The following is a 12,598-nucleotide window of genomic DNA, read 5'->3' as shown; positions in this document are numbered from 1 at the left end:
TTCTTATCCAACTTACAGGAAATCATTAGCAAACCAGCCCAGGAGAAAATCCATCATGAAGTTTCTAAGCGCAAATACGATTATCAAATAAATAAAAACACCGCTATTGGCATTATGAAGAACAGGGTCATAGGCCTTTTACTTTTTAAAGATCCCGAAAAAATATTAATCCAATTACAAAACCTCTTTGCTCAATATATTGAACCAGTAAGGCCAAACAGAAAACTGCCAAGAGTGAAAAAGCTCAAACGAAGGTCTGGCAAATACAAAACCTTAACCAATTACAAAAGAGCTATATAGTTCCTTAACTTAATGACATTGGGATACCGGCCAATGAGCGTAATGCCTGCAGGCGTATGAGCGTACAGCCCGGGCCGCAGGCAATGCCATGGTAGAGATTAGTGGTTGGTGATTAGAGGTTAGTTATTGTCTGAACCTGAATTTTTTGGAATTAAAGAATTAACAGAATGCTAAGTAAATTCGAAAAATTCTCAAAATTCGTTTAATTCGAGTTCAGACAATGGCGTTGCCGTTAGCTAACGGGCCGGGCTGTACATTGCAAGTCCTCGCCTTTCCTTCCCGCAATCCCTGCACGCGCTGTGGGCTTTCCACTACCATCCCTAACGCAAATTGTACTTCTGTAAAATCATTATCTCCGCAACTGTAATCTATAATCTACACATCAATCAACTATAACCTATGTGATCCATGATCCATCAACCATGAACAATACCCCACCAACCAAAATCTACCCCCACAATATTTTTACAATTAACCAGTTATTATATAGTAACATTCAAATTGTCATGAAAACAATGCCTTTTCACCGTTTCTGGCTTGATGTTTTGAAAAAAACCAAACTTGAGGCCATCATTAACTGGTTCAATCATTAAAGACCAGCCCCAGCCTTTTTTTGCGTAATACCTGCTATTTGTTAACTTTAATTTTTAAGTATTGACATGAAATTAAAGTTTAACTATTTGTTACTGGCTGCCAGCCTTGGTATGTCGGTAAATGTTTTCGCTACAGAAGGACCTAAGCCACTGAAACCTAAGCATAAAACTGCTACTCCGCCTAAAAAATTTATTGATCCCGCCAACATGGACCCGAGCGTAAAGCCTGGCGACAATTTTTTTGAATATGCTAATGGCGGCTGGTTAAAACAAAACGGTGTCCCTGCTAAAGAAACCCGCTGGGGCAGCTTCCACATTCTCCGTCAGGAAAATATAGATAAACTGATCGGTTTGCTAAACGAAGTAAGTCAAACATCTGCATCGCAACCTAAGGGCAGTCTGAAACAACGTGTTGGCGACCTGTATGCCGGTGGCATGGATAGCCTCACTATCGAAAAACGTGGCTTTGATCCCATTAAACCTGACCTGCAGCGTATCAGCCGGTTAAAAACCCTCGATGATTTTATTAATGAGTTCATTTACGAACGCGTTAACGGAATAAACTCTCCAATTTTCAGATTGGGAGTTGAGCAAGACGAAAAGAACGTAAACAAATATATAATAAGCATTGGCCAGGGCGGCATAACCCTCCCCGACAGGGATTATTATCTCAAAAACGACCCGCGTTCAAAAAAGGCACAGGAGGCTTTGAAAAAACTGGCTGTAACCCTGTTCACCCTTAGCGGAAGCAGCGCCAATGAAGCAGCTAAAAAAGCAGCTATAGTTTATGACCTGGAATATAACTGGGCTAAAGCTCAATTAAGCCGTGTAGCAATGCGCGATCCGCATATAACCTATAACAAGTTTTTGATAACAGATTTTGAAAGGCAAACCCCACATTTAAAGTGGTCGAAGATGTTACCAGCCCTTAATATGAGCGGGCAGGACAGCATCCTTGTAGGCCAGCCATCGTTTTTCAGAGTTACCGACTCATTATTTGCCGCCACCCCTGTTGCTAAATTGGGGGTATACCTGCAGTGGAATATTTTAAGAGGTTCAGCTGCTTCATTAAGTTCAGATTTTGCTAACGCAAACTTCGCTTACGTCAGTGCATTAACCGGTCAAAAAGTACAAACACCGCGTGCCGAACGTATGAGTACAGTTGTTGACGGAAACCTCGGCGAATTATTGGGCCAGCTTTTTGTTGAAAAATACTTCACGCCTGCCGCTAAACAATACATGGTTGATTTAGTGAATAACCTTAAAGAAACCCTCGGCGACCGGATTAAACGGCTTGACTGGATGAGCCCGGCAACCAAGGAACGCGCGCTTAAAAAACTTAATGCCTTTACAGTAAAGATCGGTTATCCGGATCATTGGGAAAAATACGATGGGCTGGTGATTAACCGCGACGATTACTTTGGCAACTTGCGCGCCATGAATAAATGGCGCTATAACTTTAACGCGAGCCGCCTGGGCAAACCGGTTGATAAAGCCCGCTGGGGAATGACGCCACCTACCGTTAACGCATATTACAACCCAACCAATAACGAGATTGTGTTCCCGGCTGGCATCCTGCAGTTCCCGTTCTTTGATTTTAATGCCGATGACGCTGTTAATTACGGCGGTATTGGCGCGGTGATTGGCCACGAGATGACCCACGGTTTTGACGATCAGGGCCGCCAGTACGATGCCGATGGTACCCTGCGCGACTGGTGGACAAAAGACGATGCCGATAAATTCAAGTCACGTGCCGATCAGGTGGTTAAGCAATATGATGCTTTCACTGTTCTTGATACCCTGCACGTAAACGGCAAGCTTACCCTTGGCGAAAACCTGGCCGACCTTGGTGGGTTAAACATCGCTTATGAAGCATTTAGCAAAACCAAACAGGGCCAGTCGGCCAATACTATTGATGGCTTTACGCCCGATCAGCGGTTCTTTTTGTCATGGGCACAGGTGTGGCGTTCATCCCAAACCCCGGAGTCGGCAGCACAAAGGATCCTGACCGATCCACACTCGCCAGAGCAGTTCCGCACCAATGCGCCTATAACCAATATCAATGCATGGTACAAAGCGTTTGACGTAAAACCCGGCGATAAGATGTATAAAAAACCGGAAGACAGGACGAAGATCTGGTAAGCGAAATTTTGATTTTTTGATACAACAGGCCTGGTTATAAACCGGGCCTGTTGTGTTTTCATGGATTATTGGCATAAATCATCCCTGTTTATGGCTCAAAAACACCTGTACCATTTTGCTTTTTTCGTAGTAGCTTTATGGTATAAACCTTTTTTTGAACAATGAAAACAATATTTGATAAAGCAACCCGCGATGGCCTCATAACCCGCATTAATCTAATTAACGAAAACAGCCAGCCGGAATGGGGTAAAATGAACGTTTATCAAATGCTGAAACATTGTACCCTTTCCGAAGAAATGTATTTAGGGATAACAGTCTATAAACGCTCGTTCATCGGTCGCCTGTTTGGTAAGGTGGCCTTAAAAGGGATGATAAAGGATGATAGTCCCTTAGCAAAAAATAGCCCTACTGTTCCGCAATGTAAAGTGACGGACACGGGAGGCGATATAGAAGCCCAGAAAAAAAGATGGATTGAACTGGTTGAGGAATATGGTAAGACTTCAAAAACCAACTTTGAGCATACTTTTTTTGGTAAAATGACAAGGGAACAGATGGGGCAATTAGCTTATAAACATGTTGACCATCATTTGAGGCAGTTTAGTAATTGAGGGTGGAGTCATCATGTACAGCACAATTATGAAACCCTACTCTATTATTTATGCCATAAAACCATTTCGTTTAAGTTACCCCAATCATATCGCCCTAAACTTGTTTCAAGAATACCCAGTTTATTGTGAAATATGCCAAACGCCATTGCATTTATAAAATTCATTGGCCCGTTTCCACTTTTTAATAAAAACACTTTATAGTTATAATCTATTATAAAGCCATGATCTTCAATCAATTTCAAGTTTTGACTTTCATCACTTAATGATATTTCTAAACCTTCAAAAACTGTATCGATAGTTAGTGCCCTCACCCCTTTAAAAATAATATCGACATTATATTCCCTTTGGCGGTTTCTCATGCTTCTGATTAATAATTGGCTATGAGATACCAGATAATCTAACATTTTAAATTCGCTTGAAGGATCGGAAAATATCATTGTTTATATTTCAGCTAATGTCATATTCAAATTTAGCTATTTCATACCAACAATACATTTCACAGCTTTACACAAAACAACTCAATATTTACACCAGTTAAACATTGCACAAATAAAACATATTGCCTAAGCATTATCTTTGCAGGCAAAATATGATCATTCAGCAATTTTACGACAAAGGCCTGGCACATGGTTCATATGCCGTGATCCGCACAGGCAAAATGATAGTTATTGACCCGGCCCGTAACCCGCAGCCTTATTATGATTTTGCGGCCCAGCATGATGCCGATATTGTGGGGGTTATTGAAACCCACCCGCATGCCGATTTCGTGAGCTCGCACCTTGAAATTCATGAAACAACCGGCGCTGTTATTTATTGCAGCAAACTTACCGGTGCAGCATATCCGCATGAAACCTTTGATGACGGCGACGTTATCGAACTAAACGATATTAAGCTAAAGGCTATCAATACCCCCGGCCACTCGCCCGATTCTATCTGTATTTTACTGGTAGATGAAGAAGGCCGCGAAACAGCCATTTTTACTGGCGATACCTTATTTGTTGGTGATGTTGGTCGCCCGGATTTACGGGAAAACGTTGGCAATATCACTGCTAAAAAAGAAGAGTTAGCCCGCCAGATGTACCAAAGCACCCGGCAAAAGTTGATGACCCTGCCCAAAAACGTAGTGGTTTACCCTGCACACGGCCCCGGCTCCTTATGCGGTAAAAGCATGAGCCCCGATCTGGAAAGCACCATCGGTCGCGAATTACGTGAAAACTATGCTTTGCAGCTCATGGATGAGCTGGAGTTTGTTAAAACACTCACTACAGATCAACCTTTCATGCCCAAATACTTTGGCCGCGATGTAGAATTAAATAAAAACGGCGTTTCGGGTTTTGAAGATAGCATTACCGCTGTACCACGTATTGATGCCGAAAGTGCATTGAAAAAAGGTATTTTAATTGTTGATAGCCGCGCCAAAGCACAGTTCAGGAACGGCCACCTGCATGGCGCCATTAACCTGCAGGATGGTGAAAAATTTGAAACCTGGCTTGGTTCCATCGTTGGTCCTGACGAGCAGTTTTATCTCATTGCCGAAAATGAAGAAAAGCTTGATATCCTGATAAAAAAAGCGGCTAAAATTGGCTATGAGCAAAATATTAAAGCTGCGTTGTTAGCCCCGTTAAACGGTAATGAAACATTCGTGGATCTTGATTTGGATAGTTTTAAAGCTAACGAAGACGAGTACACTATAGTTGATGTACGTAACCATGGCGAAGTTGCTGCCGGCAAGGTTTTTAAAAATGCTATCAGCATCCCCTTACCTGAACTACGCGAGCGTGTTGCTGAGATTCCCGCTGATAAACCCATTGTGGTGCATTGCGCGGCCGGCTACCGCTCGGCAGCCGGCGTGAGCATCGTTTCATCTGCTATTACAACCGTTCCCGTTTATGATCTGGGTGAAGTTGTAACGGAGATGATGAAACCCCACCCAACCCTCCCCTAAAGGGAGAGGGCTTTCTTGTCACAAGCCAAGGACACGAATTGACTTTTTTATTAATTGAATTATTGAAAGTCTCCCCTTCAGGGGAGATTTAGAGGGGTTTTATGAATTTAACCATAGTCACCACTGCCGACGGCTCCAACACCATTTACAATGCCGAAGTGGGCGAACATTACCATTCCCGCCATGGGGCGTTACAGGAAAGCCTGCACGTGTTTGTTAAATCGGGATTGCAATATTTTTTAGATCGAAACGACACCACTGAGGTAAGCATCCTGGAAGTGGGTTTCGGCACCGGGCTCAACTTTTTATTAACTGCTGATGCATGTACCGATAAGCAAGTACAGCTTAAATATACCGGCATCGAAGCTTACCCGGTAAATGCCGACATGATGCTGCAAACCGGTTATCAGCAGTATATTCCCGGGGTGTTATGGGAACAATTCAACAACGCTTATACTGCCGCCCTAACCGGCAAAGTTGAGATCAACCCAACTACCAAACTACACATCGCCCATACCAAACTCCTGGATTTTAAAACGGATGATCAGTTTGACATCATCTATTTTGATGCCTTTGCCGCTATTCATCAACCCGAAATGTGGAACGAGGAAGCCATTGGCCATACCGTTAGTTTTTTAAAACCGGGCGGCGTATTTGTTACCTATGCTATTACCGGTAACCTGAAACGCATGTTAAAAAGCATAGGCTTTAAAGTTGAAAAAGCACCCGGAGCACCCGGCAAACGCGAAATGCTCAGGGCGGTAAAGCTTTAACTATCCTATTATAAAAACCGGAAACCTACGTTAAACTTCAGTGTAAAACCATTGGTGGTTGGCAATTCGCGGTAAGCAAACTGGCCTTGTGTCGCTGCACTGCGGGTAGCATAGATGATGGGACCGCCACAAAGCGAAAATGCCAGTCGCGAGTTAACCGGAGCATAATTCAATGACGGGCCTATCAGTAAACGGGCACCGCCTTCGGCCTCATCAGCTTCCCAAAAACCTTCCAGATCCTGCCCTACTGCCTCAAAGCCTCCGAATAATTGCCCCGAAATATGACGATGTACACCAACACTGGTGATTAAGTCTAACCCATCGCGGTTAGTGGCAAATGCTTTTTCAAATCTAACGTTGGCACCAAGTTTCCAATTTGTCACTTCGTACGCGGCAGTTATACGGCTAAATGCTACACCATCGCTATTAAACTCGCGCCTGAAACCAAGGCTTGCTCCTGCTCTGAAACCCATAGGTTGATTGCCGCCAATAAAATCACGAAGCACTTCGGCTTGTTGCAATGTACGCACACCGCCATTATTGCTAAACCCCGTGCCCAGCATGGCCATTAACGTAAACTTATTGCCCAGGTACCCTTTGGCCGAAAAATTCTGGTCAACGCCATCAAATCCAAGTGGGGTAACCGTACGTTCACCATATCCGCCAGAATAGTTTAAACTCCAGCTGCGCCCTTGCGGGTTAAGCGTACTTACAGTAAACAGAAATGGCTGAGGCTGGCTAAAAGTACTATTAGCTACATCGCCGGCAGGCAGCTGCTGCGCGTAGCTCGCCTTAATTATCGAAACAACAAAGAGGATCAACAGGTAAATTTTTCTCATGGCAAAATATGTTTGTTGGCAGTATTAATAATTGGCTAATAAAATTAATTAATATTAGCTTAAAATTAATGATACAGTAAGTTTTCATTAAAGATGTTATCATACCTTTGCAGCATAAGTATTCATTATAAATAATTTATGCCTTTAAAAGCCCCTGAAACCGCCCCTACCGCTACTATAGCGTTCAATCGCCTGCTCATTATCATGGACGATCTTCGGGCCAATTGCCCATGGGACAAAAAACAGACGCTGGAAAGCCTGCGCCATCTTACTATTGAAGAAACTTATGAGCTAAGCGATGCTATTTTAGGCGGCGATATGCCTGAGATAAAAAAGGAAATTGGCGACATCATGCTGCATTTGGTATTCTACGCCAAAATTGCTTCCGAAACCAATGATTTTGATATTACCGATGTTTTGAATAGCGTTTGCGACAAACTGATCAACCGTCATCCACATATTTATGGTGATGTAGAAGTTCAAAACGAAGAGGATGTGAAACGCAACTGGGAGCAGATCAAGCTTAAAGAGGGTAACAAATCTGTTTTGGGCGGTGTCCCCGCTTCGTTACCGGCATTGGTAAAAGCGTCGCGCATACAGGAAAAGGCCCGTGGCGTTGGGTTCGACTGGGAGGAGAAAAGCCAGGTTTGGGCCAAAGTTGAGGAAGAAATGCAGGAATTTAAAAATGAATTTAACGCCGAAGATGAAAGCACCATCGACCACGAAAAAGCTGAAGCCGAATTTGGCGATCTATTGTTTTCATTGATCAACTATGCCCGCTTTATCAACATCAACCCGGAAAACGCACTCGAAAAAACCAATAAAAAATTCATCAAACGCTTTCAATATCTTGAACTTAAAGCACAGGAAAGCGGCAAACAACTGCATGATATGAGCCTTGCCGAGATGGATATTTTTTGGGATGAGGCAAAAAAGCTATAAAAATACCGTAGCCGGGTGTAGCGTTTAGTTAAAAACATGCGTAATGGTTAAAAATTGATAACGAGATAAGATTTATGAAACGTAATTTATTTTACCTGCTGCCATTACTGTTAACATTAGGCGTAGCCTGCTCGCCAAAAAATGAGGTTGTACCGGTTGCCCAGCCACAAGGTAATTTTACAGGCGTATTTGGTGCACTTGTTAAAAAAACAACCGGTACCGGTTATGATACTATTCGTGATACTATAGCTTTAAAGCTTACCGCCACATCATCATTTAAAGTTGCCGCCGATACCAGGAAACACGTGGCAAGCTACGGCGCTTTTGCTTATAACGGATATTATATCCAGTTTAATGATTCATCGGCAGTAGTGCCAGGCGTTAACAAATTTCACCTGAAAGGCGTTTACCAGTATTTTTATGATGGCAATGTATTTCAAATGCAGCGTAACAGCAATGGCGATACACTGACCGTTCAATACAATTTAAAGAAAACTAATTAACTAAAAGTCCTATTGTTTTAATTACCACGCCGGTGCCTTTACTCCAGGTACCGGCTTTTTTGATTACAACAGGCAAACAATACCGGCAGATTTTTTTTATTTATTTTGTATCATTTAAATCTTTTGCTGCGTAAAGGCTTTAAAAACAACATTTAGCGGAACTAAGAACATTTAATGCATCCACCCCCTCGCATTACCGAAGAAGAGATCGTAAGGCAATGCAAAAAAGGCAGCTTAAAACATCAGGAATTGCTGTACAAGCAGTTCTATGGCTATGCCATGGGTATAAGTTTGCGTTACAGTTTGAACCGCGATGATGCTCTTGAGGCTGTAAATGATGCTTTTATAAAAGTATTTAACGCAATTGGCGGCTATAATACCGATAAGCCGTTTAAAGCCTGGCTCCGCACCATTTTGGTTAACACGGCTATCGACCGCCGGCGTAAAGACCTTAAATTCCAGCTTAATGTTGAATTGGATAACGCCGCCCCCATCAGGAGCAATATGGGGCCGGTTGATAATTTAAATGCACAGGATATTTTAAAGCTGATGGTTGAGCTCCCAACCATTCAACGAACCATTTTTAACATGTATGAGATAGACGGCTATGATCATGACGAAATAGCCACAACGCTCGGCATCCCGGTAAGCTCATCACGTGTTTACCTGAGCAGGGCAAAAGAAAGATTAAGGACTATATTAAGAAAAGAAGCACAAAACCATGGATGATCAGTTGGATAACGACTTAAGAGACCGCATCAGGGAAGTGTTTGATAATTACGAAGACACTACTGCTGATGAAGGCTGGCTGCTGCTCAGGGAGCGATTCCCTGTTCAGGAAAAACAGCGCCGCCCGGTTTATCTATGGTGGGCAAGCGCGGCTGCTGTCCTGTTGCTGTTTTTAAGTATAGGTTTGTGGATGGCCTCAAACAAAAACAACGTAAATAATAACGGCCAAACATTTTCGGCCAAACATTCAAAACCTGCGTTGCCTCAAAACAACGCGGCATCTGATAGTACCACTCAAAATACTGCACCTGTACAGCCGCCTGTAACAGCTAAACAATCGCCTGCAACCAACCTTGCAAGCAATAACAGCAGCACACAATCTTCAGTTACAAAAACAAACCCGCTTAGTGGTGTATCAGCAAACAATACAAACACTAACACGCTTGCAAATAATAATAGCTTAAATAAACCGGCTGCTAATCCTGTTGTAAATCAGCCGGGAATAAAAGTGCCGGCCTTTACCCCGGTGCAGACAAATCCTTTGGCTACAAACCCGCTTAACACCATTGCTAAAACCAATGTGCCGCCTGTTACCCAGCCGGCTAACAATGGAGTAATCAACGTGCCTGCAGGTAAAAAGGCCGACAGTGTTGACACTGTATTACCGCAAACAAATACACAGCAACTTGCCAACAACCCGGTTGTGCAGCCCCAGGTTAATGCCAATCCGGTTAAAACTGCACCGGCCAATACTACGCCGTCGGTAGTGAAAGTTAAACCGAAAGCAAACTCCATGGAAGCGCTGCTGGCCAGTGATCATGATCAGCCTAAAAAACCTGACATGGAAACAGACGACCGCAGGGTAAAATTCAGTGTTTATGCGGCAACATTCTTCAACTATGCCAAGGGCAGTCAAAACCAGGTAAATGCCGGTGCCGGCTTCACTACTGATATTAAGCTGAGCAAAAACCTTAAACTTTCAACAGGTTTAGCCGTGGCTCAAAACACGCTTAATTATAATAAAAACCAGCCATCAAATGGTGCGGCTGCAGTGTCATTTTCGCCATCATTAAGTACGGCCTACAATACCCTGACCGATTTTAGTAAAGTATCATCCACCCCTTCATTTAAAAACTATAATGCCAACCTGGTTGGCCTCGACATCCCGGTTAACCTTAAGTATGAATTTAACCCGCAAAAAAATGACACTTATATTTCTGCGGGCTTAAGCTCAGGCACATTTATTAACGAAGCGTACACGGCAAGTTATAGTTATCCCGGACTGGCAATGGCCGCAGGTGTACAGGCCCAAACATCTGATGAAACAACGCACAAAAGCTTTAACAGCTTTTATTTTGCCAAAACCCTGAACGTGGCATTTGGCGTTGGTTACCCTCTGGGCAAAAGTAATAAGTTGATCATTGAACCATTTTTGAAATACCCGCTTGACGGCCTCGGCTCGCAGCAGATAAAATTTGGAGCAGGCGGTTTAAACCTGAAACTGAACTTTACGACACATAAAAAATGAAAAAGTACCTCCTTATCCTTACCCCGCTAATGTTTAGCGGGCTGCAGCTTTGTGCCCAAAAATTAGAAGTATCTGTACAGGCCAACACCGGTTTGTTTCATTTTGCCGGCAAATCAACCTCGGCTACTACGCAGGTGTTACAGGGATCCACCACCGGCGATCCGATGAACCGTGCCAATAATCCATATGGCAATAAAAACGGGTTTAGTTATGGCGGAAGCATTCAGGTTCAAACTATTTCAAAAGGCGGGTTTATTGTTGGCTTGCAGGGAGGTTATGAATTATTGAGAAGTAAAGTTGAGGTAAATAAATACATACCTATTACAAGCGTTTTATACGGCGACTATCTACCCATCGCAGCAAACGACCCCAGTTTTGCAGTAACCGGTCATGTTGCTTTTCAAAATCAAAGTATTAACCTTAACCCATACATAGGTTATCGCTTTCAGCTTAATAAGGTTAAGCTTGATATTTTGCCAGGGATGGACCTCGGCCTGATACTGGATAGCCGTGATAAAGGCGAAGTAAAAGATAAAGACGGCAAAATTTATAAAGTTGATTATAAAAGAAGCAAAGCCCCAACCGATGTGCGGTTAAGGCTCGGTGCCGTAGCCAGTTACGGCCGTTATGGCTTAAATGCCAGTTTTGCCCATGGTGTAAGCAATTATATGAAAGATATGGTAGGTGACGCATCATTTAATGCGCATAGTGAGTATTTTAGGTTGGGGTTGAGCTACCGGTTGTTTTAACTACACAGTATCCTCCGCAATAACGAGATCCTTCCTACAACCGGGAACCGTTAACCTAAGAGAAAAAAGCGCAGAATTGTGCGCTTCCCCTCTTGAGAGAGTAATAGCCAATGAAAAGACATAAGTAAAGAATTAACCGCCATATCGACTCACCCCGACATCGCTGCGCTCGTCACCCCTCTCTACGCAAGCGTAAAGAGGGGATTTTAATTTGTTTTTCTTACCCTCTTTATCCGAAGGATAGAGAGGGTGGTCCAGCGTAGCGTAGACCGGGTGAGTCAACTGTACGGCTTGTCATTTCCCGTCACTGTCTTTTTATGGGCCATTACTCTTGAGAAGGGCGGAGGGGGGTGTTTCTGTTTTGATAAAATTGTATCAAAAACACACCCTGCTATCACTCATTCCGCTGCGCCCCTTCTCAAAAGCTATCACGTGGACACATCTTTAAAGAATTGTTGTGTCGATAGAGCAGTAGCGGACTGAGTGATGGTGCGAAAGAGAAATCTTCTGCATCTTACTCTACAACCAAGTCCGTAAAAGCAGGGCGTAGAAGATTTCTCCTCACCTCTGGCGCACAACTCCCACCCTTAGCTCGTCGATTTCTATGATTTAGGCAATAGATGTTTGATAATTTTTTTCATAGGGTCTATTTTGATTGACACATGCGAAGATTCTTAGGATGAGTTTGTTTCTGACAGCATTAATTACACTCATTTTATTTTTCTTTTGCTGTTCTACTTTACGTTCGTAGAAGCGTTTTAGATCGCTATTATGTTGTATAGCAACTATTGCTGCCAAATGCAGCAATGTCTTCACCTTCTTATTAGCCATGTGTGAGACCCTGGCTTTTTTGACAACTCTACCGGATTCATCTGTAAAGGGGGCCACACCTGAATAGCAGGCAAATTTCTTCGGGTCATTAATGTCTTTGAATTCATTGGTTGTAA

At 43.1% G+C, this 12,598-nt stretch carries 13 protein-coding genes; 10 read left to right on the top strand and 3 right to left on the bottom strand.

Annotation, left to right across the window (positions count from 1 at the left end; all coding sequences use genetic code 11):
- The 3 genes from BMX50_RS34845 to BMX50_RS34115 all read left to right on the top strand — a co-directional run.
- Positions 1–300: hypothetical protein (locus BMX50_RS34845; protein WP_091222910.1), on the top strand; the 300-nt coding region annotated here is incomplete at its 5' end.
- 659 nt (positions 301–959) lie between these two features.
- Entirely contained in the window at positions 960–3,035 is a 2,076-nt protein-coding gene (locus tag BMX50_RS34120) for a M13 family metallopeptidase (RefSeq protein WP_208864862.1), read from the top strand.
- Positions 3,036–3,196: 161 nt separating this feature from the next.
- Positions 3,197–3,643: a DUF1569 domain-containing protein gene (locus BMX50_RS34115; RefSeq protein WP_091222904.1), complete on the top strand. Its 447-nt coding sequence runs from the start codon at positions 3,197–3,199 to the stop codon at positions 3,641–3,643.
- 44 nt (positions 3,644–3,687) lie between these two features.
- Here the strand turns inward: BMX50_RS34115 and BMX50_RS34110 are convergent, their stop codons facing one another.
- On the bottom strand, positions 3,688–4,080 hold the full coding sequence (locus BMX50_RS34110) for a hypothetical protein (protein ID WP_091222902.1): 393 nt from the start codon (positions 4,078–4,080) through the stop codon (positions 3,688–3,690).
- 152 nt (positions 4,081–4,232) lie between these two features.
- Between BMX50_RS34110 and BMX50_RS34105 the strand changes: the two genes are divergently transcribed.
- Positions 4,233–5,588, top strand: a complete 1,356-nt coding sequence (locus BMX50_RS34105; RefSeq protein WP_091222898.1) for an MBL fold metallo-hydrolase — start codon at positions 4,233–4,235, stop codon at positions 5,586–5,588.
- Positions 5,589–5,689: 101 nt separating this feature from the next.
- Positions 5,690–6,361, top strand: a complete 672-nt coding sequence (mnmD, locus tag BMX50_RS34100) for a tRNA (5-methylaminomethyl-2-thiouridine)(34)-methyltransferase MnmC2 (protein ID WP_091222894.1) — start codon at positions 5,690–5,692, stop codon at positions 6,359–6,361.
- Between the two features lie 8 nt (positions 6,362–6,369).
- Here mnmD and BMX50_RS34095 read toward each other — a convergent pair whose 3' ends face one another.
- Positions 6,370–7,200 (bottom strand): hypothetical protein, encoded by an 831-nt coding sequence (locus tag BMX50_RS34095; RefSeq protein WP_091222890.1) that lies wholly within the window; start codon positions 7,198–7,200, stop codon positions 6,370–6,372.
- A gap of 138 nt (positions 7,201–7,338) precedes the next feature.
- Between BMX50_RS34095 and mazG the strand changes: the two genes are divergently transcribed.
- From mazG to BMX50_RS34070, 5 genes are all read left to right on the top strand, one after another.
- Positions 7,339–8,142: a nucleoside triphosphate pyrophosphohydrolase gene (gene mazG / locus BMX50_RS34090; RefSeq protein WP_091222886.1), complete on the top strand. Its 804-nt coding sequence runs from the start codon at positions 7,339–7,341 to the stop codon at positions 8,140–8,142.
- Positions 8,143–8,216: 74 nt separating this feature from the next.
- Positions 8,217–8,645 (top strand): hypothetical protein, encoded by a 429-nt coding sequence (locus BMX50_RS34085; protein WP_091222880.1) that lies wholly within the window; start codon positions 8,217–8,219, stop codon positions 8,643–8,645.
- 174 nt (positions 8,646–8,819) lie between these two features.
- A complete protein-coding gene (locus BMX50_RS34080; RefSeq protein ID WP_091222877.1) occupies positions 8,820–9,374 on the top strand; it encodes an RNA polymerase sigma factor in 555 nt (184 codons plus the stop codon).
- Positions 9,367–10,902: an outer membrane beta-barrel protein gene (locus BMX50_RS34075; RefSeq protein WP_091222874.1), complete on the top strand. Its 1,536-nt coding sequence runs from the start codon at positions 9,367–9,369 to the stop codon at positions 10,900–10,902. Before BMX50_RS34080 ends, BMX50_RS34075 begins: the two co-directional genes overlap by 8 nt.
- A complete protein-coding gene (locus BMX50_RS34070; protein ID WP_091222870.1) occupies positions 10,899–11,651 on the top strand; it encodes an outer membrane beta-barrel protein in 753 nt (250 codons plus the stop codon). The genes BMX50_RS34075 and BMX50_RS34070 overlap by 4 nt, the downstream gene beginning before the upstream one ends.
- A gap of 609 nt (positions 11,652–12,260) precedes the next feature.
- Here BMX50_RS34070 and BMX50_RS34065 read toward each other — a convergent pair.
- A partial coding sequence (locus BMX50_RS34065; protein ID WP_143065321.1) for a transposase occupies positions 12,261–12,598 on the bottom strand: 338 nt, incomplete at its 5' end.

It is taken from the genome of Mucilaginibacter gossypiicola, from assembly GCF_900110105.1.
GTDB classification, from domain to species: Bacteria; Bacteroidota; Bacteroidia; order Sphingobacteriales; family Sphingobacteriaceae; genus Mucilaginibacter; species Mucilaginibacter gossypiicola.
Note: the sequence above shows the minus strand (reverse complement) of the source record. Positions and strands in the feature narration are given on the sequence as shown.

Bases quoted from the DNA above. Each gene is read 5' to 3' on its own strand.
- BMX50_RS34115 (WP_091222904.1), top strand. From the start codon at position 3,197: ATGAAAACAATATTTGATAAAGCAACCCGCGATGGCCTCATAACCCGC.
- mazG (WP_091222886.1), top strand. From the start codon at position 7,339: ATGCCTTTAAAAGCCCCTGAAACCGCCCCTACCGCTACTATAGCGTTC.
- BMX50_RS34070 (WP_091222870.1), top strand. From the start codon at position 10,899: ATGAAAAAGTACCTCCTTATCCTTACCCCGCTAATGTTTAGCGGGCTG.
- BMX50_RS34120 (WP_208864862.1), top strand. From the start codon at position 960: ATGAAATTAAAGTTTAACTATTTGTTACTGGCTGCCAGCCTTGGTATG.
- BMX50_RS34105 (WP_091222898.1), top strand. From the start codon at position 4,233: ATGATCATTCAGCAATTTTACGACAAAGGCCTGGCACATGGTTCATAT.
- BMX50_RS34110 (WP_091222902.1), bottom strand. From the start codon at position 4,080: ATGATATTTTCCGATCCTTCAAGCGAATTTAAAATGTTAGATTATCTG.
- BMX50_RS34080 (WP_091222877.1), top strand. From the start codon at position 8,820: ATGCATCCACCCCCTCGCATTACCGAAGAAGAGATCGTAAGGCAATGC.
- BMX50_RS34075 (WP_091222874.1), top strand. From the start codon at position 9,367: ATGGATGATCAGTTGGATAACGACTTAAGAGACCGCATCAGGGAAGTG.
- BMX50_RS34095 (WP_091222890.1), bottom strand. From the start codon at position 7,200: ATGAGAAAAATTTACCTGTTGATCCTCTTTGTTGTTTCGATAATTAAG.
- mnmD (WP_091222894.1), top strand. From the start codon at position 5,690: ATGAATTTAACCATAGTCACCACTGCCGACGGCTCCAACACCATTTAC.
- BMX50_RS34085 (WP_091222880.1), top strand. From the start codon at position 8,217: ATGAAACGTAATTTATTTTACCTGCTGCCATTACTGTTAACATTAGGC.